Annotated in this window: 16 protein-coding genes; 8 read left to right on the top strand and 8 right to left on the bottom strand. The window is 65.7% G+C overall.

The window, feature by feature from the left end:
* The first annotated feature begins 83 nt into the window (after positions 1-83).
* Positions 84-323 (top strand): glutaredoxin family protein, encoded by a 240-nt coding sequence (locus tag ACCQ15_RS15160; protein WP_071118562.1) that lies wholly within the window; start codon positions 84-86, stop codon positions 321-323.
* 146 nt (positions 324-469) lie between these two features.
* On the opposite strand, the gene ACCQ15_RS15155 is transcribed toward ACCQ15_RS15160, so the two are convergent.
* The 3 genes from ACCQ15_RS15155 to ACCQ15_RS15145 are packed head-to-tail and all read right to left on the bottom strand — an operon-like array spanning position 470 to position 2,271.
* Positions 470-1,039, bottom strand: a complete 570-nt coding sequence (locus tag ACCQ15_RS15155; RefSeq protein WP_008575303.1) for a YceI family protein — start codon at positions 1,037-1,039, stop codon at positions 470-472.
* Between the two features lie 9 nt (positions 1,040-1,048).
* Complete coding sequence (locus ACCQ15_RS15150) at positions 1,049-1,612, bottom strand: cytochrome b (RefSeq protein ID WP_008575305.1); 564 nt, start codon at positions 1,610-1,612, stop codon at positions 1,049-1,051.
* The gene (locus ACCQ15_RS15145; RefSeq protein WP_372363421.1) at positions 1,609-2,271 is read right to left on the bottom strand and encodes a YceI family protein; all 663 of its coding nucleotides are present in this window, start codon (positions 2,269-2,271) and stop codon (positions 1,609-1,611) included. The genes ACCQ15_RS15150 and ACCQ15_RS15145 overlap by 4 nt, the downstream gene beginning before the upstream one ends.
* Positions 2,272-2,367: 96 nt before the next feature.
* Here ACCQ15_RS15145 and ACCQ15_RS15140 point away from each other — a divergent pair, with 96 nt between their 5' ends.
* From ACCQ15_RS15140 to ACCQ15_RS15125, 4 genes are all read left to right on the top strand, one after another.
* Complete coding sequence (locus ACCQ15_RS15140) at positions 2,368-5,943, top strand: hybrid sensor histidine kinase/response regulator (RefSeq protein ID WP_372380735.1); 3,576 nt, start codon at positions 2,368-2,370, stop codon at positions 5,941-5,943.
* Between the two features lie 303 nt (positions 5,944-6,246).
* The gene (locus tag ACCQ15_RS15135) at positions 6,247-9,774 is read left to right on the top strand and encodes a sensor histidine kinase (RefSeq protein ID WP_372381568.1); all 3,528 of its coding nucleotides are present in this window, start codon (positions 6,247-6,249) and stop codon (positions 9,772-9,774) included.
* 204 nt (positions 9,775-9,978) lie between these two features.
* Positions 9,979-13,548 (top strand): ligand-binding sensor domain-containing protein, encoded by a 3,570-nt coding sequence (locus ACCQ15_RS15130; protein WP_372380734.1) that lies wholly within the window; start codon positions 9,979-9,981, stop codon positions 13,546-13,548.
* Between the two features lie 393 nt (positions 13,549-13,941).
* Positions 13,942-17,487 carry a hybrid sensor histidine kinase/response regulator gene (locus tag ACCQ15_RS15125; protein ID WP_218560265.1) on the top strand — a complete coding sequence of 1,182 codons (3,546 nt, stop codon included), beginning with the start codon at positions 13,942-13,944 and terminating at the stop codon, positions 17,485-17,487.
* A gap of 34 nt (positions 17,488-17,521) precedes the next feature.
* Here the strand turns inward: ACCQ15_RS15125 and mdtD are convergent, their stop codons facing one another.
* From mdtD to ACCQ15_RS15100, 5 genes are all read right to left on the bottom strand, one after another.
* Positions 17,522-18,943: a multidrug transporter subunit MdtD gene (gene mdtD / locus ACCQ15_RS15120; RefSeq protein WP_014090726.1), complete on the bottom strand. Its 1,422-nt coding sequence runs from the start codon at positions 18,941-18,943 to the stop codon at positions 17,522-17,524.
* A gap of 363 nt (positions 18,944-19,306) precedes the next feature.
* Positions 19,307-20,371, bottom strand: coding sequence for a uroporphyrinogen decarboxylase (hemE, locus tag ACCQ15_RS15115; protein ID WP_218196220.1), 1,065 nt, complete (start codon positions 20,369-20,371; stop codon positions 19,307-19,309).
* Between the two features lie 14 nt (positions 20,372-20,385).
* Positions 20,386-20,640 (bottom strand): WGR domain-containing protein, encoded by a 255-nt coding sequence (locus ACCQ15_RS15110; protein ID WP_005928169.1) that lies wholly within the window; start codon positions 20,638-20,640, stop codon positions 20,386-20,388.
* Between the two features lie 292 nt (positions 20,641-20,932).
* On the bottom strand, positions 20,933-22,045 hold the full coding sequence (aroB, locus tag ACCQ15_RS15105; protein ID WP_014090724.1) for a 3-dehydroquinate synthase: 1,113 nt from the start codon (positions 22,043-22,045) through the stop codon (positions 20,933-20,935).
* Complete coding sequence (locus ACCQ15_RS15100) at positions 22,042-22,584, bottom strand: shikimate kinase (RefSeq protein ID WP_014090723.1); 543 nt, start codon at positions 22,582-22,584, stop codon at positions 22,042-22,044. Before ACCQ15_RS15100 ends, aroB begins: the two co-directional genes overlap by 4 nt.
* A gap of 167 nt (positions 22,585-22,751) precedes the next feature.
* Here ACCQ15_RS15100 and pdxH point away from each other — a divergent pair, with 167 nt between their 5' ends.
* From pdxH to ACCQ15_RS15085, 3 genes are all read left to right on the top strand, one after another.
* Positions 22,752-23,351: a pyridoxamine 5'-phosphate oxidase gene (gene pdxH, locus ACCQ15_RS15095; protein ID WP_008571714.1), complete on the top strand. Its 600-nt coding sequence runs from the start codon at positions 22,752-22,754 to the stop codon at positions 23,349-23,351.
* Positions 23,352-23,530: 179 nt separating this feature from the next.
* On the top strand, positions 23,531-23,947 hold the full coding sequence (locus tag ACCQ15_RS15090) for a YjfI family protein (RefSeq protein ID WP_007965635.1): 417 nt from the start codon (positions 23,531-23,533) through the stop codon (positions 23,945-23,947).
* 12 nt (positions 23,948-23,959) lie between these two features.
* On the top strand, positions 23,960-24,733 hold the full coding sequence (locus ACCQ15_RS15085) for a PspA/IM30 family protein (protein ID WP_122272491.1): 774 nt from the start codon (positions 23,960-23,962) through the stop codon (positions 24,731-24,733).
* The last annotated feature ends 9 nt before the right edge of the window (positions 24,734-24,742 follow it).

The raw sequence follows: 24,742 nt of genomic DNA, 5'->3' as shown, positions 1-24,742 counted from the left end.
GCCGGAGAGGTGAGCGTAAAGGCGGCTATTCTAGTCGTTCGGCGCTTGCGGCACGGCTGCAGCGCAGCATGAGAGCCCGGCCGATGCCCCTGACCCTGTACCAGCGCGACGATTGCCACCTGTGCGACCAGGCCGTGGAAGTGCTGGCGCAGGCGCGTGCAGGCGATTTCGACAGCGTGTTCATCGACGACGACGCGGCGCTTGAGGTCGTTTACGGCGCGCGCGTGCCGGTGCTGCGCGATGCGCGTGGACGCGAGCTGGATTGGCCGTTCGATCGCGTGCGCTTGCGTACATGGCTGGACGACGACGTCGCCGAGCGGTAGGAGCGGCAAGACAACGCGCCGGCTCCGCAATCTATAGCAGCCGGTGAGCACCGGCTCGCTGTTCCACGCCATGTGGGCACAAAAAAGCGGCGGACCCGACGAGTAGTCCGCCGCTCAGTGGCTGCGTCCGGTTGCAGCCTGTGGCGTTACTTCGCCTTCAACACGACCTTGGTGCTGATCGCGGTTTCGTTGGGAATGGTCTTGGTGTCGGCCCAGTCGCCGCCGCCCACGCCAAAGTCCAGCCGCTTGACGACGGCCTTGCCGGACAGCACCGGCTGCGCGCCGGGCGTCCAGGTAAAGGTCAGCATCACCGGCTTGCTGACACCGCGCAGTTCCAAGGTGCCGTCGGCAGCGTACTGGTTGCCGCCCAGGGCGCGGAACTTGTCGGCGCGGTAGCGCGCAGTGGCGAACTTGGCGACATTGAAGAAATCCGGACCCTGCAGGGTGGAATCGCGATCGTTGTTGCCGCTGACCGCGCTGGCCAGCGGGATACGCACATCGAGCTTGGCCCCGGCAAGATTAGCCGGATCGAAACTCAGCGTGGTGTCGAAGCCGGGGAACTTGCCGGTGAACACTTCACCGTCGTACTTGCTGGCAAATACCAGGCTGGAGCCGGGCGCCTGCACGTAATCGGCGGCCAGCACCGGCGCGGCGGCGAACGTGGCCACCAGCGAGGCCGCGACCAGCATCGGAGAGACAAACAACTTGGACGACATGGGAAATCCTTATGGTTTGGGAGCCAGCCAGCCACGCGGCAACATCCGCGCCAGGGTGGCGTCGCGCTGGAACAGGTGGTGGTAAAACGCAGCGCCGGCATGCGCCAATACCACGGCAATCAGCAACCAGAAACCCCATTCGTGGACGAAGTGCGCAATGGCGCGCAATTGTTCGTCCGGGGGGCTGAGCTTGGGCACATTGAACAGGCCGAACCAGCGAAACGGCCGCAGGCCGCTGGTGGAGTCGTACAACCAGCCCGACAGCGGCATGGCGAAGATCATGGCGTACAGCAGCCAGTGGGTGAACCCGGCGATGCGCTCCTGCCAGCGCGGCGTACCGGCCACCGGCGGCGGTGCGCCGGCGTAGATGCGCCACCCAAGCCGCACGATCACCAAGGCCAGGACAGTCAGCCCCACCGATTTGTGCGCCGTGTACACCCAGAAGTATTTCGGGGTCTTGGGCAGCTCGCCCATGGTCAGGCCGACGATGCCCAGCACCAGGATCAGCAGTGCGATCAACCAGTGCAGGGTCTGGCTCACACCGCCCCAGCGCTCGAGGTTCTTCATGCTCATGTGCCCGATTCCTGGGTGGCGGCGGCGTCCGCAGGCGTGGGTGCGGCTTGCGGCTCGTGGGTCTCCTCGTCGGCGCGCCCTTCGCGCACGGCTTCGGCTTCGATGCGCAACTCCACGCTGTCGCCGATCATCGATTTCCAGGCATCAATCCCGAACTCGGAACGGCTCAGCGTGGCGGTGGCGGAGAAACCGGCCGTACGGCGGAACGGCGGGAGCGGATGGCGCTTGAGCGCGTTGAGGGTGACGTCCAGGGTGACCGGGCGGGTGACCCCGTGCAGGGTCAGGTTACCGCTGACCTTGGCGTGGTTTTCGCCGCTGGCCTCGACGTGCGTGGAGACGAAATGCGCGTCGGGAAAGCGCTCGGCGTCGAGTAGGTTGCGTGCCAGGGTGGCCTGGTTCCACTTGGCATCGCCCAGGTCTGCGCGGTGCAGCGGCACGGTGACATCCAGCCGGGCGGCGGCCCAGTCGTCCGGGTCGAAGACCAAGGTGCCGCTACTTCCGGAAACGGTACCCAATGCCTTGGAAAAGCCGGCATGTTCCACCGCGAACAACACCCGGGTATGCACCGGATCCAGCGCATACCGCACAGGCGCAGCGGTGGCGGCGAGGCTGGTTGCAACCAGGGCAGAGGACACCAATAGGCGGGCGAGGATTGTCATGGGCGGATTCTAGACATATCCCGGCAACGCGCGCTCGGCTTGCGCTCGCAACGATCCGTTGCGAGCATGCCGGCTGGACGAGGAAAGGATTCCCCCATGCGTGTACTCATCGTGGTGCTGGCCGTGCTGTTGGCGATCTGGCCGTGCGCGGCAAAGATTCCGGAAGTGCCAGGCTTTCGGATCGTGGGACCCAGCGAAGGATTGCCTTCGACGATGGTGGTTGCCATCAGCCAGGATCGCGCCGGCTATCTATGGCTTGGAACGCTCGACGGTCTGGTGCGGTACGACGGCGCGGGCTTCAGGACCTGGCGGCACGATCCGGCCGACCCCGGGTCGTTGCCCTGCAACGCGGTGCAGGCATTGCATATCGATGCGCTGGACCGGGTCTGGGTGGGCTGCGGCAAGACGCTGAGCGTGCTGGATGCCGGCCGCAGGCGCTTTGTTCACTATCGCGCTGCAGACTATCCATTGCTGAAGGACGGCGAGATCTTCAGCATCGCCGCATTCGATGGCGGCATCTGGGCCGGCACCACCACCGGTGCGCTGGTGCGAATCGGTGCCGACGGAGGAATGTCGTCGGTGAACCTGGGCGGGATCGAAGGCGCGCTGGATCACGCCATGGTCATGAACCTGGCGGTGGACAACCAGCACCGCCTGTGGATCGGTACCAGCAATGGCCTGGCCTATTACGACGGCACGCAACTGCACCGCCAATACGTCGCGGACGAGCCAAACCGGGAAGCGGCCATCTTCGGTTTGCAGTGGGCCGGGGACCGTTTGTGGCTGGGAAGCGAATCGGGATTGCATGTGCTGCGCGCCGACGGTCGCTGGCAACCGCTTGCCTGGTCAACGATGTTCGGCAACGGTAATGAGTTCTGGGGCGCAGTCGCGACGCCGGATGGCGAATTCTGGCTGGGCAGCGGACGTGGTCTTTGGCGCACGCGCGGAGAGCGTCCACCGGTGCCCGCCCTGAGCGGGGAGGGGCCGCTGTCGCGTCGTAACGTGATCGGCTTGATGGGGGCGGCCGATGGCGGCCTGTGGGTGCCCATGCATGGCACCGGGCTTGGGTATCTGCCAGCCGACTGGAAACGCAGTGCCGTGCTCAAGCCCGCGGTGCCGATGGGCGATGCGATCTATTGCAACCTGGCGCCTGCCAAGCGCTCAGGGGGCTTATGGCAGGTCGATGCGCAGGGGCGTCTGTTGCGCGTGGATCCGAGCACCGGCGATTCGTTCCAGACAGGCCTGCAGTCGCCGCAGCTCAAAGGGATGGAGTTGGTGTCGGCATTGGAAGATCGCCTGCAACGGGTGTGGCTGGGGAATTTGACCTTTGGCCTTTCGCGGATGGACCTGCGTACCGGTGACTTCGTGCACTGGCCGTCCGATGGGCCCGAGCCGTCATCGGCGTTGTCGGCGCCGGAATGGATCATGGAGCATGGCGACACCGTCTGGATGGCCTTCATCGACATGGTGCAGCAGCGCGACCTGCGCACCGGCAAGGTCTTGCAGCGGATGACCCAACAAGACCTGCATGGCCTACGCGCGATCGACATCCAACAACTGGACCAGGGCCCCGACGGACGCGTCTGGGTGGCCGGCGAGGGCGGCATGTTCGCATGGGACGACGCGACAGGCCGCTTCGTGCCGGTGGCAGGGCTTGAGGGGACGCCGATCCAGGCATTCGCCAGCCAGTCTGCGGACACACTTTGGGTATATCGCGCCTCCGGTGCAGAGCAGTGGCAAAAGCGCGCCGCCGGCTGGAAGCGCGTGCGTCAGGTAGGCGAAGCGGATGGACTGAGCGGGTTCGATGCCTCTGCCATGCAGATCGACCCGCGTGGCCGTGTCTGGATTTCCAGTCTGCGCGGGCTTTGGCGGATCGATCCCTCGGTGCATCCGGCGCGGGTCCGCAATATCGGCACGCGCGATGGCCTCACCAGTCAGGAGTTCATCCAGCATTGCCTGTTGACCTCGGGCGACACCTTGATCGGGGCAACCAGCGATGGCTCTACCGTGCTGCTGGATACGGCAATGCCGGATGTTGCCCCGTTCGTACCGGCACTGCAGCTGGAACACGTCAGCGTGCTGCGCAATGGCGCACGCATCGCCTTGCCGATGGACCGCCCGTTCCAGCTGGGCCCGGAGGACCGCCAGCTGCAGATCGTCAGCCGCCTGCTGTCTTACAGCGACCCGCTGTCCAATCGGTATCGCAGCTTCCTGAAAGGCTTCGATACGGACTGGCAGACCATAGGCAACACCGGCATCCGCGAATTCGCCAGCCTGCCTGCCGGCAACTACGCGCTTGCGCTGCAGGGCATCGACCCGCTGGGCAATCGCTCGCAGGTACGTTCGCTGCAGTTTTCGGTCAGGCCGCCCTGGTGGCGTAGCGAGATCGGGATTGCGGCGATTGGGTTTTCCGGATTGCTGTTGAGCGCCTTGCTGGCCGCCGCATATCGGCGACGTATTCGCATGCGCGCGCAATGGCAGCTGGCGCAACACAAGCGCGAGTTGGCCGAGCAGGCATCGCTGGCCAAAACGCGCTTTCTGGCAACGTTGGGTCACGAGGTGCGCACGCCGATGACCGGTGTGCTGGGCATGAGCGAGTTGCTGCTGCAGACCCCATTGGATGGCCGTCAGCAAGGCTATGCAAGCGCGATCCAGCTGGCCGGCAAGCACCTGCTGCGTCTGGTCAACGATGCACTGGATCTGGCCCGGATCGAAGCGGGCAAATTGCCGCTGGATTACCGCGATTTCGATCTGCGCCAGTTGGTCGGCCAGGTGGTGGAACTGGTGCGCCCGAGTGCCGAGCAGAAGCAGCTGGCCTTCCAGTGCGAGCTCGACGAGGCATTGCCACCGGCATTGCATGGCGATGCCAGTCGCGTGCAGCAGATCCTGCTGAATCTGCTGTTCAATGCGGTCAAGTTCACCGAGCGCGGTAGCGTGCACCTGCGCCTTACCACGTTGCCGCAGTACACCCGGCAGGGTCTGCGCGTGGAAGTGCGCGACACCGGGCCGGGCATGAGCGCCGAGCAGCGCGGACGGCTGTTCCAGCGGTTTGAACAGGCCGAAGGCGCGCTCACGCTGGCACGGCACGGCGGCAGTGGGCTGGGGCTGGCGATCTGCCGCGAACTTGCCGCGGCGATGGGCGGCGCGGTGACGGTCACCAGTGAATTGGGGCAGGGCGCGTGTTTTGTGGTCGAGCTGCCGTTGCACTGGGTGTCTACCTTGCCTGCGGTCACGCTGCCTGCAGTGCGCGCTCCGTCGCTGCGTGAGCAAGCGCCGTTGCAGCTGCTGCTGGTCGAGGACGATGCGACCGTGGCGCAGGTGATCGTGGGCCTGCTGCAGACGCGTGGGCATCACGTCACGCATGTGCTGCATGGTCTTGCCGCGCTGGCAGAGGTGAGCACGCGCAGTTTCGATGCGGGATTGTGCGATCTGGATCTTCCCGGCCTCGATGGTGCGGCGCTGGTGGCGCAGTTGCGCGCGCGCGGTGTGCGCTTCCCGATCGTGGCCGTGACCGCACGTGCCGACACGGATGCCGAACCGCAGGCGATGGCCGCCGGCTGCAATGGCTTTCTGCGCAAACCGGTCACGGGCGATTTGCTGGCGCAGGCCTTGGCGCGGGTGCTTGCCGATGTCGATGATGGCCAGCGCGAACGCGAGGCCGGCGACGCGTAGGTCCACGTGCAAGCCAGGCGAGGACGCGACAGCAGCCTCGCGCTGGCGCTGTCTTAGTTCCGCACGGCAGACAGTAAACCAGCAGTGCGTTCGCCACGACCAGTGCCATGCGCAGCAGATACCTGCTGCACTGGCCGGCCAAGCATTTGGTCGCATGCCGGGTCAGTCGCAGCGGGCAGCAGAACGGCAACTCGGCCAGGGAGCCAGCCAGTTCCTGGGACCAAGAACTGCGGCGTAGCGGGTAAAGTGCAGTCCCAACAAGGAGCGCCGGGCGCACACGCGGCGATGGGGACACGGATGACGATGAAGAACGTGCTGTTGTCGGTGCTGGCCGTGCTCTTGCTGTTGAGCGGGCTGGATGCGGCGGCGGTGAATCAGATCGAGACCCCGCGCATGCGCCGCTTCGGTGGTGCCGAAGGCCTGCCTTCGCGCATGGTGCTGGCCTTGGCGCAGGATAGGCAAGGCTATGTCTGGGCGGCGACCAGCGATGGCCTGGCGCGCTATGACGGCATCGGTTTGCAGGTATGGCAGCACGATCCGCATGTCGCCAGTTCGATTCCGGGCAACGAAGTGGAAACGCTGTTCGTCGATGATCGCGACCGGATATGGGTTGGCATCAACGGCTTGCCACCGAGCATGCTGGATGCGGCGCGCTCGGCGTTTACGACATTTCCCGACGTTGGCAGCGCATGCGATGGGCAGGTCTGGGCACTGGCCCAGGCACAAGATGCGATCTGGGTAGGAACCAGCAGTGCCGGGCTGTGCCGGCGCGAAGAAAATGGTCGGGTGACGGCGTTCCGTGCCACACCGGATGCGGCGGACGGACTGCCCAGCAACACCATCATGAGCCTGCTGACCGATGCGCGCGGCCGGCTATGGATCGGCACCGACAGCGGGTTGGTGATGCGCGACGGCGAGCGCTTCGTGCGCATCGCGCCAGACCGACTGAGCACGACGGTTTTCAAGCTCAGCAAGGATGCCGACGGTACGGTGTGGGTCGGGACCAGCAATGGCTTGTACAGGGTGACGCCTGCTGGTGCGCTGGAACGCGCGCCCTGGAGCGGGGCCGATGCCCTGCGTGCCGCGACCGTGGTACACGATGTGCACGGTGGCTACTGGATTGGTGCAGCCGACGGATTTTTCCGGGTGGCGCCGGGAGAAACCGCGCTGCGCCTGATGGAAGGCGATCGCGGCAGCGGCTTCCTCACCGCACATAGCGGCGTGCTCGATGTGATGCAGGACCGGCAGGGCGGGCTATGGCTCGGACTGATTTCGCAGGGCGTGGCGTATTTGCCGCCGGACTGGCGGCGGTTCTCCACCATTTTCCAGACCCAGGGCAAGCCGCTGGAGAGCCTGTATCTGGTCAACGCTGTGGCCGATGGCGACAGCTTTCTGGTGACGACCGGCGAAGGCGTCTACCGGCTCGGCAATGACGGTGAGCTGGTGCCGGTCCTGCACAGCGACGCATTGGGCGGCGGCACCGTGCAGTCGGTGCTGCCGGCCGGCGGCGGCAGTTTGTGGATCGCGCTGCGCGATGGCGTGACGCGCTATACCCCGGAGACCGGCCAGCAGCAGAAGCTCGCAATGCAGATCGGTGTTTCCGCAACGCATCGGGTGGAACTGATGACACCCGGCATCGATGGCGAATTCTGGGTTTCGATCGTGGAAGGTGGCGTACAGCGACGTGCCGCGGATGGACGGCTGCTGGCCACGTTCCGCTTCGGCACCGATCTCAGTGAAGTCGGCGGCATGGTGCAGCAACTGACGGTGCGGCCGGATGGCACCGCCTGGGTCGCAGCCGGGGATGGTGTGTGGGTCTGGCAGGGCGAACGCTTTCGCGCAGTGATCGAGGACGCCAATCATGAAGTCTATGCGCTGGCCTTCGTGTCGCCGCGCGAGTTCTGGGTTGGGCGTTCCGGTGCGCTGGAACGCTACAGCTGGGACGGGCGGCAGGCGCGCCTGCTGGAGCGGGTCGGGCACGAACACGGCCTGCCTCCTACCGAGATACGCGGCCTGGCGCTGGGCGGCGACGACACGGTCTGGGCCACCACCTCGCGGGGCCTGTTCGCTTACAAGCGCGGCCAGCCGCAGGTCCGCCGGTTCGGTCCACGCGACGGCCTGCCAGATAGCGAGTTTTCGATGCGTCCGCCGGCGATTGGTCCCAACGGCCAGGTGCTGGCGCTGACGACCAGCGGCATCGTGTTGTTCGATCCGTCGCGGCCATTTGCGCCTGCGCCGCTGGCCCGTCTGGTGATCGAATCGGTGCAGGTGCGGCGCAACGATGCCGAGCGCCCGCAGACGGTTGCCCACAACGCGCCGGTGATCCTGCAGGCGCGCGATCGCGATCTGCGCATCAGCGCACGGCTGTTGTCGTTTGTCGATCCGGCCTCCGCGCATTACCGCTACCGTGTCAATGGCTACGACGAACGCTGGGTGGAGCAGGGTGCCAGCGGCGAGCGCGTGATCTCGCGATTGCCGCCTGGCGACTACCGCATCGAAGTCCAGGCGCGTGCCGGCGATGGCGATTGGGTCGCTGCGCCGGTGTTGCAACTGGAGGTGCGGCCGCCGTGGTGGTTGAGCACGGCCGCGCAATTGGCGGCGGCAGCGCTCTGCATGCTGCTGCTGTACTTAAGTGTTTGGGCCTGGCGAAAGCGCGTGCGGCGGCAGCAGGAGTGGGTGCTGACACAGCAGCGGCAACAGCTGGCCGAGCAGGCATCGATCGCCAAATCGCATTTCCTGGCGACGCTTGGCCACGAAGTGCGTACACCCATGACTGGCGTGCTGGGCATGAGCGAGTTGCTGCTGGCCACGCCGCTGAATGCCAAGCAGCGCGGGTATGTCGATGCGATCCGCAAGGCCGGCACGCATCTGCTGCGCTTGGTCAACGATGCACTGGATCTGGCACGCATCGAGGCCGGCAAACTGGAGCTGGTACAGCAGCCCTTCGATCCCGCGCAGCTCACCCAGGAACTGGCTGATTTCATGCATCCCATCGCTGACGCGCGCGGCCTGCGCTTGGAGTACCGCAATCAGCTTCCCCCGCATGTGGTGGTCGTGGGCGATGCAACGCGGGTGCGTCAGATCCTGATCAACCTGCTGGGCAATGCGATCAAGTTTGCCGAACGCGGCGAGGTGTCGCTCACCGTCAGCCAGCACGGCGATGCCCTGCGCTTCAAGGTGCGCGATACGGGTCCTGGCATCGGGTCGGAACAGCAGAAGCGACTGTTCCAGCGCTTCGAACAAGGCGAGGGCGCGCGCACCAGTTCGCGCTACGGCGGCAGCGGGCTTGGGCTGGCGATCTGCCAGGAACTCACCGTGGCGATGAAGGGCCGAATCCGCGTGCGCAGCCGGCTTGGCGTCGGCACCCAGTTCACCGTGGATCTGCCCTTGCCGATCGACCGCTCCGGCACACGTATCGCCACCGGCCAGGTGCAGGCGCCTGCAGGCGAGCCGCTGCGCATCCTGCTGGTGGAAGACGACCCGACCGTGGCGGAGGTGATCAGCGGCTTGTTGACCAATCGAGGTCACCGCGTGGTGCATGCCGCGCATGGGCTGGCTGCATTGTCGGAAACGGTGGATGGCAGGTTCGACATCGCGCTGCTGGATCTGGATCTCCCCGGGCTGGACGGCTTTGCCCTGGCATCGCAGCTGCGCCAACTTGGCCATCGCTTCCCGCTGCTGGCAGTCACGGCACGCGCTGACAGCGCCGCGCAGACCCAGGCCAAGGCCGCAGGTTTCGACGGATTCCTGCGCAAACCGGTCACTGCCGATCTGCTGATGGAAGCGATTACGGCTGCGCGCGCAGCCGCCGGCATGCAGGCGACGACCTAGCGTGGGTGCACGGCCCCGATGCGTTGACGATGCCGGTGCTCATCGGGCATCGCATCGCGTAAAGACGGCCGTACGATGCCTGCCTGCTGTAAACGATCACCGTTGCGCGCTTCTGTGTGTTGCCAGCATCAGGCAAGGTCCGCACTATGCGTGCAAAGGACACGCGAGCGCATGCTGCTACCACCACAACACCCCAGTCGTCGCATGCCGCTGAAAGCCTTGATGACGCGGGCTTTATTACTGCTTTGCCTGGCCGTCACGTCAGGCTGGCCGAGTCTTACGCTGGCCGGCGTGCCGGTACTGCCGCAGCCGCGGCAGCTGACCGTGGCCGACGGGCTGCCATCCAACGTGGTGTACGGCTTCGATGAGGATGCCAATGGATATTTGTGGCTGGCCAGCAGCGATGGGTTAGCGCGTTACGACGGGCGAAACTTCCGTATCTGGCGCATCGAAGACGGTTTGCGCGACAACCAGATCTGGGCGGTTCACGTCGACAAGCGCAACCGGGTCTGGATCGGGACCGGCATGGCAGGCCTTGCGATGCTGGACCCCGCACGCCATCAATTCACTTTCTATGATGGTGCGCGCTATCCGGAACTTCGCGGCGCTGCGATCTGGAACATCAAGTCTACCGACGACGGCAGCATATGGTTCGGCACTGAAATGAGTGGGCTATACCGGCTGCGGCCGGATGGTTCGCTGGAGCATTTCGCACATCGTGCCGACGATCCGCGCAGCTTGCCCGACAACGCGATCTATCGGCTCGATGTCGATACCCGCGGCACACTTTGGATCGGTACCGCCGATGGTGCTGCGCATTGGACGGGTAATGACTTCGAGCGGCAGGCATTTCCGGATGGCACCGCACAGATCATCACCCGGCTAACTGCCGATGCCGATGGCAGCATCTGGATCGGGACCAGCGACGACAAGCTGTTTCGGCGCGATCCAAGTGGTCATCTCAGTCCGCACCGTTGGCAGGCACCTGCAGAATATCCGGTATTGGGCGTGTTGTTGCGCGACCAGGACGGCAGCTATTGGCTGGACACCCTGGCCGGCCTAGGCCATACGACTGGTGCGGAGGTGCGCAATGTCCCCCTGTACAGTCTGTCTGCGCACGGGCGTATCCGTCCCAACTGGGAATCGGCATATCAGGATCGCGAGGGCGGTGTATGGTTTGCCAGCCCCAACGGTGGGCTCTGGCATCTCCCCTCGAACTGGCATCGTTTCGCGGTAGTTTTCAACTACATGGACGACGGTGGCCAAGGTGGCAACCTGGCGATCCAGGGCACTGCAAAATCGCGCGATGGTCGGATGTGGTTGGTGGGCACCTCGGGCGTGCTCGAACGCGTAGATCCTGCCACCGGCAAAATCGAGCGTGTATTGCCCACCCTGGGGTCTGCCAGCTGGTCCAATAGCGTGCTGGAGGATCGCAAGGGTAACGTCTGGGTCGGGCAGTTTGCCGAGCTGGTGCGCTTTGATCCCGCCACTGGCCAGGTGCAGCACTGGAAGGCTGCAGCAAGCGGCTCGGGCGCGGCTGCACAGGACGCGACACTGGACGCTTCCTTGGAAGCGCTGCAGCAGACCGCCGATGGTCACATCTGGGTCCATGCCACGCTTGGGCTACAAGAGCGGGACGAACAAGGTCGCTTGCTGCGCACCATGTTGCGCGGGACCCACGGCCTTGCAGCAGATCTGGTGGTTTACGACCTGCAGGCTGGGCCGGACGGAGCGCTCTGGCTGGCCAGTAATCGTGGTCTGCAGCGCTGGAACGCGTCGGTTGCGCGCTTCGAGCGCATTGCCGGCGCACCCGACGAACCTATCTTCACTTTTCGCTTCAGCGACAACCAGATCGCCTGGTTTGCCGGGCTAGGGAAGCTCCGCCGCTATTTGTGGAAGAACGGCACCCTGCAACATCTAGATACAGTGGGCCCCGAGCAGAACTTCCCTGCGCTTGCGCCACAGGGACTGGTGATCGACCACGACGGTGTTGCCTGGATGTCCAGTATGCGTGGCCTGATTCGCGTTGACCCGGCCACGCGGGGCGTGCGCGTGTTCGGGGTTCATGACGGCCTGCCCAATCCGCAATTCGTTGCGCGTTCTTTGGTGCAATCGTCCAAGGGCATGATCGTCGGCGCGACGCCGGATGGGCTGGTGATCTTCGATCCTGCCGAACTCAAGCCGAATGATCATCGGGTGCCGTTGGTGATCGAACGTGTGGGTCTACGTCGCGGCGAGAGCGGGCTGGATCTGAGTCATGTCACGCCTTTGGTCATGCAGGACGGCGACCGCGACTTGCATATCGTCGCCCGCCTGCTCAGCTTCGCCGACTCCGAATCCAATAGCTACCGCTTCCGCCTGAGCGGCTACGACCCGGACTGGATCGATGTCGGGCCCAGTGGCGAGCGCCTGTTTTCGCGTCTGCCTTCAGGCCGTTACACGCTGGAAGTGCAGGGGCGCACTGCAGACGGGATCTGGTCGGCGAGCCAGACCTTGCGTTTTCAGGTGTTGCCGCCATGGTGGCTGTCGCCGTGGGGCTTGAGCCTGCTGGCCCTGCTGACCGTGTGCGTGATTGCTGCAGCGATCTTGTTGTACCGCCGTCGGTTGCGTCGCTTGAATGCCTGGCAGCTTGCGGTGCACAAACAGGAAGTGGCCGAGCAGGCGTCCCTGGCCAAGACGCGTTTTTTGGCGACCCTGGGCCACGAAGTGCGTACGCCGATGACGGGCGTCTTGGGCATGAGTGAGCTGCTGCTCAAGACTTCGCTGGATCTCAAACAGCGCAGTTACACCGAGTCGATCCGCCGCGCAGGCGCGCATTTGTTGCGGCTGGTCAACGATGCGCTGGATCTTGCGCGCATCGAATCCGGGCGGCTGGAGCTGGATGTGGAGCCGTTTTCGGTGCGTCAGCTGGTGGCCGAAGTGGAGGCGTTGATGGCGCCGCTGGCGCAGGAGCGTGGCCTGCGCTTCAGCCTGGAGATCGGGCTGCTCGGCGATATCACTGCCAGTGGCGATTGCACCCGCATCCGGCAGATCCTGCTCAACCTGCTCAATAACGCGATCAAATTCACCGAGCGCGGCGTGGTCGGTTTGAAGTTGACCACGCTCGGTTCCTATCAAGGCCTGCGCTTTGAAGTGGCCGACACGGGGCCGGGCATCAACGCCGAACAGAAGGCGCGGCTGTTCCAGCGCTTCGAGCAGGGCGATGGTGCCAGAACCACCTCGCGCTACGGCGGCAGTGGTCTGGGCTTGGCGATCTGCCAGGAGCTGGCAATCGCCATGGGCGGGCAGATCGAGGTGATCAGCCGACTCGGTGCGGGGACGCGCTTCGTGGTGGATCTGCCGCTGCGCTGGGTGGCTTCCAACGCCGCGCTCGGTGGCGAGACCGCGCATGCCGAGACGGCTATCGAGCCGCAGCGCATCCTGCTGGTGGAAGACGACCCGACCATCGCCGAGGTCATCGTCGGCCTGCTGCAAGCGCAAGGGCATTCGGTCGTGCATGCCCCGCATGGCCTGGCGGCGCTGACCGAAGCGGCCGACAACACGTTCGATCTGGCGTTGCTGGATCTGGACCTGCCCGGGCTGGATGGTTTTGCGCTGGCGCGGCAGTTGCGCGTCTTCGGCTACGACATGCCGTTGATCGCCGTGACTGCACGCGCCGACGAGGTCGCCGAACCAAGTGCGCAGGAAGCCGGCTTCGACAGCTTCCTACGCAAGCCGCTCACTGGCGACATGCTGGCCTCCACCATTGCCGAAGCGTTACGCAGCAAGCGCTGACAAGCGCTGCCGATGCTCTGTCACCGGAGCAGGCATCCAAGTATCACGCGGCGTGTTCGTCCGCTCCTGGGCCGCTCGAACAGCGATGCGGGTCGCGATGGTCTCGCCAGGCGGAAGGGCGCTGCAGGTGCCCTGCCACCCGGGGCGCGGCGAGCGGTTGCGTTGCAAGCAAGTGTCGGCAGAAAGAATTGTCGGGCCCGCTTTTCGCAAGCCCTGCAACGTGCAACGGACTGACCAATGACGCTGCCGCGCGTGCGCCTTGCAGCCTGAGCGCGTGCGCACAACGCGCAGAGCGCGCTTGCCCGCACCGCGCGTGGCCCGCACTATGCGCCGACTTGTCGTGAAGTTGATCCGGTGCGCTTTCTATCCTGCTTGCCCCATCGGCTGCTCGCTGTGCTCTGGGTATGCCTGTGTCTGGCAGTGCTTCCGGTGCAGGCGCGGACGCCTGCAACACCGGTGCCCATCCAGCTGACGATCGCCGACGGGCTGCCGTCGGACACGATCAATCAGTTGGCCGAGGACAGACAGGGATATCTGTGGCTTGCCAGCGATGACGGCCTGGCCAGATTCGATGGCCGCAACTACCGGATCTGGCGGATGGAAGATGGCCTGACCAGCAACGTGGTCTGGACCATCTGTGTCGACGCCAACGATCGGGTGTGGATGGGCTTCGAGGACGGCGGCGTCGGCTATCTGGAAGCGAACACGCGCACGTTCAAACGACTGGAAGATCCGCAATTCCCCGAACTGCGCGACGCCACCCTGTGGTCGTTGGCACAAACGCCGGACGGGGATATCTGGATCGGCACCGCCAAGCAGGGCCTCTATCGTTATCGCCCCGACGGTCGCATGCAGCACTTTTCTGCCAAGGCGGGCGATGCCGCTAGCTTGCCGTCCGACAATATCGTTGGTTTGGAAGTCGCGCCCGACGGCGGCCTGTGGATCGGCACCTGGGGCGGGCTTGTGCACTGGGATGGTCGGCGCCTGGAGCGCGTGCCGCTTCCGGGCCCGTCCCAGTCGGTCAACCGAATGTACAAGGAGCCCGACGGTAAGGTGCTCTGGGTTGCCGATTTCGACGGCAACCCCGTCCAGTTCAACACGGTCGGGCGGCCCATGGCCCGCCGCTGGCAAAGCGGTGAGGACACCGCGCAGGTCAGGGGCGTTCTGCTGCGTGACCGGCTCGGGCGCTACTGGCTGGATACCGCCACCGGCCTGGGCATGAGTTCCAGCGACGGTGGCGTCGAACGCGTGCCGGTCTACAGTTTTTCAGCGCACGGTCTGGTCAACCGGAACTGGATCACCGCCTACCAGGACCGCGAAGGAGGTCTGTGGTTCGCCAGCCTGGAGGGCGGGTTGTGGCACCTGCCTCCGCGCTGGGACACCTTCGCGTTGTTTTCGCATCGCGCAGATGATCCGCACTCGCTCGCCAATCCCTCGGTTGTTGCCACAGCGCCTTCGGTCACCGGCGGCATCTGGCTGGTCGGCACGCGTGGAACGCTTGAGCATTTCGATCCCGTCACCGGCCGCGTGGAGCCACGCCTGGCCCCGGTCGATCCGGAACGCATTCCCGATACGGTCATCGAAAGCAGGCAGGGAATGGTCTGGATCGGCGTGCAGGAACGGCTGGTTCGGTACAACCCGAAGACGGGCGAGGCCAGGCGTTGGCCACTGCTCGGGCACCAGGATTCCGCAGCCGATCTCGAAGATGTCGGCAGGCCTGGCAGGATGGCCGAAGATGCACAGGGGCGCATCTGGGTGGCGCTGCTGACGCACGGGGTGCAGCTGTGGAGCAGCGAGGGCCAGCTGCTCAGGACGCTCGACTACGGAAGCCACGGGCTGAAGGCGCTGACGGTCCTGGATATGCGGATCGGGCCGGATGGGCAGATCTGGCTGAGCAACAATGCCGGGCTGTGGCGATGGGATCCGCTTGCCGACCAGTTCGTTCCGGTACGCGGCGCGCCGTTCCTGCCAACCTATGTGTTTCGCCAGGGAGATGGTGGCATCGTCTGGATCGGATTGGCCGGACAATTGCGGCGCTATCTCTGGGACGGCAAGCAGCTCACGCATCTGGATACGGTGGGAAAGGACCAGGAATTTCCGATGGTCTCGCCGACCGGCCTGGTGATCGATGCCGGTGGCGTGGCCTGGGTCTCCAGTCATCGTGGGCTGATCCGGGTCGACCCCGGCAGCAAGCTGGTGCGTGTGTACGACGTGCACGACGGACTTCCCAGTTCGCCCATGCAGGTGGCCACGCTGGTGCAGGCAAGCACGGGGCAGATCCTGGGCGGCACATCCGATGGCATCGTGGTGTTCGATCCGGCCACGATGCGTCCGAATCTGCGCCGACCGCAGCTGTTGATCGAACGTGTCAGCCTGCGACGCGGCGAGCGCGAACTGGATGTCACCGGCAAGGCGCCGCTGCAGGTGCAGGACGGCGATCGCGACCTGCATATCGTGGCGCGGATGCCCACGTTCACCAATCCCGAATCCACCAGTTACCGCTTCCGCCTCAGTGGCTACGATCCGGACTGGGTCGACGTGGGCTCCACCGGCGAACGCCTGTTTTCGCGCCTGCCTTCCGGGCATTACACGCTGGAAGTGCAGGGGCGCACGGCAGATGGCATCTGGTCGGCCAGCCAGATCGTCCGTTTCCAGGTATTGCCGCCGTGGTGGCTATCGCCGTGGGGTCTGGGCCTGTTGGCGGTGCTGAGCGTGTGCGTGATCGCCGCGGCCATCTTGTTGTATCGCCGTCGGCTGCGGCGCCTGAATGCCTGGCAGCTGGCCGTGCACAAACAGGAGCTGGCCGAACAGGCGTCCTTGGCCAAGACCCGGTTTCTGGCGACGCTGGGCCATGAAGTGCGCACGCCGATGACGGGTGTGTTGGGCATGAGCGAATTGCTGCTCAAGACCACGCAGGACGCCACGCAGCGCAGCTACACCGAGTCGATCCGTCGTGCGGGTGCGCATCTGTTGCGGCTGGTCAACGATGCGCTGGATCTGGCGCGCATCGAATCGGGCCGGCTTGAACTGGATTTCCAGCCATTTTCGGTGCGTCAGCTCGTGGCCGAAGTCGAAGCGCTGATGGCGCCATTGGCGCAAGAGCGCGGGTTGCGTTTCAGCCTGGAGATCGGGCTGCTGGGCGACATCACCGCCAGCGGTGATTCCACCCGTATCCGGCAGATCCTGCTCAACCTGCTCAATAACGCGATCAAATTCACCGAGCGCGGCGTGGTCGCGCTGAAGCTGACCACGCTCGGTTCCTATCAAGGCCTGCGCTTCGAAGTGGCCGACACGGGCCCGGGCATCAATGCCGAACAGAAGGCGCGCTTGTTCCAGCGCTTCGAGCAGGGCGACGGTGCCAAGACCACCTCACGTTATGGCGGCAGTGGCCTGGGCCTGGCCATCTGTCAGGAGCTGGCGATGGCGATGGGTGGGCATATCGAGGTGATCAGCCGGCTCGGCGCCGGGACGCGCTTTGTGGTGGATCTGCCGCTGCGCTGGGTGGCGTCGGATGCAACGCTGGACGGCGAGGTGGCACATGCCGCCAGCCCCGTCGAGCCGCAGCGCATCCTGCTGGTGGAAGACGACCCGACCATCGCCGAGGTCATCATCGGCCTGCTGCGCGCGCAGGGGCACTCGGTGGTGCATGCGCCGCACGGGCTGGCGGCGTTGACCGAAGCGGCCGACAACACGTTCGATCTGGCATTGCTGGATCTGGACCTGCCCGGGCTGGATGGTTTTGCGTTGGCGCGGCAGTTGCGCGTCTTCGGCTACGAGATGCCGTTGATCGCGGTGACCGCACGCTCCGATGAAGCCGCCGAACCGAACGCGCAGGAAGCGGGCTTCGACCGTTTCCTGCGCAAGCCGCTCACCGGCGAGATGTTGGCCAATACCATCGCCGAGGCGTTGCGGCATGCCCGCGCGCGCGATGGGGCGTAGCCGCGGCGGAAGTGACAGTGCCCCAGCGCAGCACCTACTCGGCAACCGCTTCCACTTCCTTGGGGTGGGGGCGCGTCTCGGCCAGCTGCCAGAAGATCAACGTCGACGACAAGGTGATGCCGCCCACACACAGGAAGGTGGCATGCAAGGCGGCGGTAGCGCCATGCGTATCGCCCAGATGGGTATTGAATGCCGCCAACAGGCTGCCCGCTGCCGCAGCGCCGAAACCGGTGGCCAACATCATCACCATCGACAGCAGACTGTTGCCGGGGCTGGCCTGGTCGCGGTCCAGATCGCGCAGGGTCACGGTGTTCATGACCGTAAACTGCAGTGAATTCACCGCGCCAAAGCAGGCCAGTTGCACCAGGCGCAGCCACAGCGGCTGGCCGATATCGATGAGCGCAAAGCTGGCCATGGCCACGCCGACCAACACGGTGTTGAGCATCAGCACGCGCCGGTAGCCGAAGCGCCCCACCAGCTTGACCGCCGCGCGTTTGGCGGCCATACCGGCCAGTGCCACCGGCACCATCATCAGCCCGGCATTCATCGGGCTCATGCCCAGGCCCACCTGCAACAGCAACGGGATCAAGAATGGCATCGAGCCGCTGCCCACGCGCGCGAACAAGTTGCCCAAAATGCCGATGCGGTAGCTCGCCACCTTGAACAGCGCCAGCGGAAACAGCGCGTTGGCGGTGTTGCCCGCATGCAGCCAGTAGCCGGCCAGTGCAGCCAGTCCGCCGATGGCCAGCAACATCACGAACGCATGACGCAGGCCGAGTTCCGAGATGCCATCCAGCGCCAGCGACAAGGCCACCATGCCGAACGCCAGCATCAGGTAGCCGACCAGATCGAAGCGCCTGCGTGCATCGCCATAGTGGTCGGGCATGATCTTCAGCGCGGCAATAAACCCGAGCACCCCGATCGGCAGGTTGATCAGGAACACCCAGTGCCACGAGGCGACTTCGACCAGCCAGCCGCCCAGGGTGGGGCCGATCAGCGGGCCGATCAGGGCGGGAATGGCGATAAAGCTCATCGCGCGCAGGAAGTCTGCGCGTGCCACCGTCTTGAGCACCGCCAGCCGCCCGACCGGCAGCAGCATCGCGCCGCCGATGCCTTGCACCACGCGTGCGGCCACCAACTGCGGCAGGTGCTGGGCTGCCGCGCACAGCAGCGAGCCCAAGGTGAACACGATGATCGCGGCGAGGAAGGTGCGCCGCGTACCGAAGCGGTCCGCGATCCAGCCCGAGGCAGGGATGAACATCGCCACTGCCAGCGCATAACTGAAGACCACCGACTGCATCTGCAGCGGGCTTTCGCGCAGGCTGCGCGCCATCGACGGCAACGCCGTGTTGACGATGGTCGCATCCAGCATCTGCATGAAGATGGCCAGCGACACCAGCCACAGCAGCGGCTTGATGGTGGCGTAGGCGCGCAAGGTGGGGACGGGCTGAGACATGGGGGCTTGGCCGGGGGAACGCTGCATTATCGTCTCCCTGCTGTGCACGGCACGGAACGCTGTGTGCGACGCCCGGGAATGCCTGCGTTGGCAGCCTGCGCCGCGTGCACGCGTAAGGCCCCCCGCTGCACGTTCAGGCAGATCGCGTCATCGCATTGGCGGTTTGGGTGCAGGAGTGAATCGCGCGACGCGTTTCATGACACAACGCGTCCGGCACCGATATATCTGGCGGCGGAGTGAACGCGCAGAGCCAGTGGGTCGGTTCAGTTGCGAAATAGCTGGCTCGGCAGTGCCTACATGCACGCGGGAACTGGCACTGGCACGGGCCGGGTCCGTGCGACCCGGTCCGCTCGCCGCGGCGGCTTAGCGCTTGCTCAGGCTCTGCACCGCGTCCACCAGCACACCCACGTGCTCGGGATTCATATCCGGCGACATGCCATGGCCGAGGTTGAAGACGTGCCCTTCGCGTGAGCCGCCATTGCCTTGGGCGTAGCTGTCCAGGGTCTTGGCGACTTCGCTACGGATCGCGTCGGGCGAGCCGTACAGCGTGGCCGGGTCGAGATTGCCCTGCAGGGCAACGCGGCCGCCCGCCCGTTGAGCGGCGTCAGCCAGCGAGATGGTCCAGTCCACGCCCACGGCTTCGGCGCCGCTGGCGGCCAGATCCGCCACGTAGGCGCCGTTGCCCTTGCCGAACAGCACCAGCGGGGTGCGCTCGGCCCCGGTGCCGCGCTCCAGTTCACGCGCGATGCGGGTCAGGTAGGGCAGCGAGAATTCGCGGTACATCGCCGGCGAGAGCACGCCGCCCCAGGTGTCGAATACCTGCAGCGCCTGCGCGCCTGCCGCGCGCTGGGCGGCCAGGTAGGCGATCACCGCGTCGGTGACGGTGCCGAGCAGGTGATGCAGCAGCTCCGGCGCGTTGAAGGCCATGGCCTTGATGCGTGCGTATTCCTTGCTGCCGCCGCCTTCGATCATGTAGCAGGCCAGCGTCCACGGGCTGCCGGAGAAACCGATCAAGGGCACCGAATCATCCAGTTCGCGGCGGATCACCCGCACCGCATCCATCACGTAGCGCAGCTCGGTTTCCATGTCCGGCACGCCCAGGCGGTGGATTGCGGCGGCATCGCGCACCGGGTGGCGGAACTTGGGGCCTTCGCCTTCGACAAAGTACAGCTCCAGGCCCATCGCATCGGGGATGGTGAGGATGTCGGAGAACAGGATTGCCGCATCCAGCGGGAAACGCTGCAGCGGCTGCAGGGTCACTTCGCAGGCGATGTCCGGATTCTTGGCCATGCCCAGGAAACTGCCGGCACGCGCGCGGGTGGCGCGGTACTCCGGCAAATAGCGGCCGGCCTGGCGCATCAACCACACAGGGGTGCGGTCCACGGGCTGACGGTTGAGCGCGCGCAGCAGGCGATCGTTCTTGAGCATGGGAAAGTATGTCCTCAGCGCGGCGCGTCGTCGGCGCCGCCGGTGATGAGTTGGAAACCGCGTTTGAGTTGGGTGTCGCGCGCCTTGTCGAAGGCGCGGTCCGCTTCATCCTGTTGCAGGTACTGGTCGCGTCGCAGTTGCGTGCGTCCGCCGATCTCGCCGGTTTCGCGCAGCAGTTCCCAGCCACCGAACAGATCCGGTTGCAGGGTCAGCTGGACGTAGCGGAGCGGCGCGTTACCGCCGGGATCGTGTTGTAGAAGGATGCGCATGCGGCCGATTGTAGCCGGGCGCTGCTGAAGGCTGAGAGCAGTGGCGCGTCCGGGTGTTCTGGTTGCGCCGGGAGCGTCGTTGGGCGTCCACGCTTGCCGGTGCGCTCCTGCGCGAGGTTCCGACCGCCGTGCAGACGGCGGCAGGCAGTGCGTAGGAGCGCACCTGGGCGCGATAGGGATTGTCGGGAAGGCCCCATCGCGCCGGGGACGCTCCTACAAAGAGTGAGCGTCGTGGCGATCGACGGCAGCTGGGTGCGGGCGTCCAGCGTTCCGTGCCTTCGGCCGGCTGGCCTTATCCCGCCAGGATCTCCAGCACCGCTGCCTCTTCCACATCCGGCACGATCTCGGCCTTGCCGATGCCGCGCCACAATACCAGGCGCAGGCGGCCGGCGATGTTTTTCTTGTCCAGGCGCATGCGTGCGAGCAAGGCCTGAGGGGTCAGGCCGGGCGGGATCTCGGTGGGCAGATCGAAGTCGTGCAGCAGCGTGCGCAAGGCCTCGGTGTCCTGGGCATCGCTCATGCCCAGCGCGGCCGACAGGCGCGCCGCCAGCACCATGCCCACTGCGACGGCCTCGCCATGGTTGAGGTTGTCGTTGCCGGGCGCGCCGTAGCCTTGCTCGGTTTCGATGGCGTGACCAAAGGTGTGGCCCAGGTTGAGCAGGGCGCGCTCGCCTTTTTCCAGCGGGTCGCGCGCCACGATCTCGGCCTTGTGTTCGCAGCTGCGGGCGATGGCCTGCGCCAGCGCCGCTGCATCGCCATCGAGCAGGGCGCGGCGCTCGGCGTGCAGCCACTGGAAGAACAGCGGGTCGCGGATGGCGCCGTACTTGATCACCTCGGCCAGGCCGGCGCGCAGTTCGCGCGGCGGTAGCGTGCGCAAGGTGTCGGTGTCGGCGATCACCGCACGCGGCGGATGGAAGGCGCCGACCAGGTTCTTGCCCTGCGGGATGTCCACTGCGGTCTTGCCGCCGACCGATGAATCCACCATCGCCAGCAGGCTGGTGGGCAGCTGCACGCAGTCCACGCCGCGCATCCAGCACGCTGCCGCAAAGCCGGCCAGGTCGCCGACCACGCCGCCGCCCAGTGCGAACACGCAGGCGTCGCGGGTGGCGCCGAGTTCGGCCAGCGCGGTGATTGCAGAGCCAAAGGTCTCCAAGGTTTTGGAGGCTTCGCCGGCGGCAATGACCAACTCGCCGACCTGCAGGTCCGGCCGCGCGTTCAACAAGGCGGTGCGTACGCCGGCCGCGTAATGCGGAGCCACCTGCGAGTCGCTGAGCAGCAGCGCGTGGCGGCCACGCACGTGGCCGGCCAGGCGCGCGCCGTCGGCCAGCAGGCCCGGGGCGATGGTGATGGTGTAAGGCTGCACACCGTCGACATCGACGCTGCGCGAGGAACGGGGAAGTGTCATGCGGGGTTACTCGACATGCGCCATTGCGCAGCCAGGCGCAGCACCAGCTGCGCGGTGGCCTCGGCGGGGGAAAGATGATCGGTTTCCAGGCTGAGATCGGCGACCTGGCGGTAGAGCGGCGTGCGGTGCGCGGCCATCGCATGCAGCACCTGCTCGCGGTCGGCACGTTGCAGCAGCGGGCGATTGCGATCGCGCGCCAGCCGCGTCAGTTGCGCCGGCACGCTGACATGCAGGTACACCACGAAGCCACGCGCGCAGATGCGCTCGCGGTTGCGCGGATCCAGCACGGCGCCGCCGCCGGTGGAAATCAGTTTGTTGTCCTGTTCCAGCAGCGCCTGCAGGGTCTGGGCCTCGTACTGCCGAAACCTGGCTTCGCCATGCTGCTCGAAGATGGCCGGGATGCTGCTGCCCACCTGGTCGACGATGGCCTGGTCCACATCGACGAATTCCAGCCCGAAGCGCTCGGCCAGGCGACGGCCGATGCAGCTTTTTCCGGCGCCCATCGGGCCGACCATCACGAGATTGGGTGCGGGGTTCATGCGCAGGGATCGTAGCATTCACGCCATCGGGCCGGGCCGATGGCACGGCGCAATTGCCGTCTCCAACCACGCCAACCCGCGTCGTTTCGGCGATTGGATCGCGGTGCATAGGCGAAGCGCGGGCGATGCGCCCACAATAGGCGTCCATCTGGCTGCCACGCACCGTCATGACCGATCTGTACGCAGAAGCTCTTGCCACCTTCGCCGCGCTGTATGCCGAGGCGCAGAACAGCGCCGAACCCGAAGCCAGCGCGATGACCGTGGCCACCGCCAACGTGGATGGCCGGCCGAGCGCGCGCACCGTGTTGCTCAAGGCCTTCGACGCGCGCGGGTTCGTGTTCTACACCCATCTGGACAGCGCAAAGGGCCGCGACCTGCAGACCCACCCGCAGGCGGCGCTGCTGTTCCTATGGCGCAGCCTGCGCGAAGCCGGCATCCAGGTGCGCATCGAAGGCGGCGTGCAGCTGGTGAGCGCGGACGAATCCGATGCGTACTTCGCCTCGCGCCCGCGCATGAGCCAGATCGGCGCGTGGGCCTCGCGGCAGTCGCAGACGCTGGGTTCGCGCGAAGAGTTCGATGCGGCCATTGCCAAGGTCGAAGCGACGTTCGAAGGGCGCGAGGTGCCGCGCCCGGATGGTTGGGGCGGGTTCCGGGTGGTGCCGCAGGCGTTCGAGTTTTGGTACGGCGCCAAGTTCCGCCTGCACGAGCGCTGGCGCTACGAGGCCGACGCGGCCAGCCATTGGAGCAAGCGGATGCTGTATCCGTGAGGCAGCCGCCCGGCAGGGGGCGACAAGCCAGCTGAACGGGCGGTTTGCTCGCCTGCCGCGCGCCTGACCAGCTGACTTCCGGCCCTTTCTGCCGGTCACGGGCAGTCTGTAGTATGTCCGGTCGCTGCAGGACATTCGCTGCATCACCACCACGGCATGACCAAAGGACAGGACATCGTATGACGCAGTACACCACCGTCGAATTGCACGGCCTGCTGGCCGAGCGCTACCGTGGCCAGCCAATCCAGGTCGAACTGATCGACGGCCTGGAGCCGGCCATCAATCTCACCCTGGCCGACCACGGCGACATGCAGATCCAGGTTGCCGCTTCCGGCTCGCAGGTTTTTGTGTCCACGCTGCTGGCCCATGCCGAGCACGTCAACGACCGCGCCGCCTTCAACGACGCCTGCCTGCGCCTGAATCCGCTCAACCCCTTGTCCAACCTGGGCCTGGTCCAGGTCGACGGCAAGGACCGTTACGTGGTGTTTGGCGAACTGTCGGCCTCCTCAACGCTCGACCAGATCGACGAAGAAATCCAGACCCTGGCGGCCAATACGTTGGATGCCGCCGAATCTCTCAAGCCGTTCTTTTCCTAAAGGCGTGTTGTCATGAGTATCTTTTCCAAGCTGATCACGCTGCTGCGTGGTACCGCACACGAAACCGGCCAGAAGGCCGTCGACGCCAATGCGCTGCGCATCCTGGATCAGGAAATGCGCGATGCCGGCGCCCAGCTCACGCGCTCGCGCGAAGAGCTCACCAAGCTGATGGCGCAGAGCAAGCTGGCCCAGCAGAAGATCGACGCACGCGCCGGCAAGATGGCCGAATACACGCGCTACATCGAAGGCGCGCTGGCCAAGAACGATGAAGCGCTGGCACACGATGTGGCGGTCAAGCTGGCCGCCCTGGAAAGCGAGGATGCCGGCGACAAGGCCTCCAAGGCCGCGCTGGACCAGTCGGTGGTGACGCTCAAGGCCACCATCCAGAAGACCGAGAACCAGCTGCGCGGCATGCGCCAGCAGATCGATACGGTCAAGGCCACCGACGCGGTGCAGAAGGCGCAGGCCGCCATTGCCGCGCGCCACTCCGGCGCCAGCAGCAAGATGGGCTCGGCGCTGGAATCGCTGGAGCGCATCAAGGCGCGCCAGGCCGAAACCTCGGCGCGCATCGAATCGGCCGAAGAACTCGAAGCGTCCACCGGCGATGGGGATCTCAATCGGCGCCTGGCTGCGGCCGGCCTGATGGAAGGCGAATCCAACGCCGCTGCGGTGCTGGCACGCTTCAAGAAGCCGGCCGCGCAGCTGGGTCACGAGAACGCCGGCGGCAGCGCGCCGCTGATTGGCCAGGTGCGCGACGTGCAGCAGGTTCCGCGCAGCGACAGCTGATCCATCGCA

It is taken from the genome of Xanthomonas sp. NCPPB 1754 (assembly GCF_041475725.2).
In the GTDB taxonomy this organism is placed as follows: domain Bacteria; phylum Pseudomonadota; class Gammaproteobacteria; order Xanthomonadales; family Xanthomonadaceae; genus Xanthomonas; species Xanthomonas euvesicatoria.
Note: the sequence above shows the minus strand (reverse complement) of the source record. Positions and strands in the feature narration are given on the sequence as shown.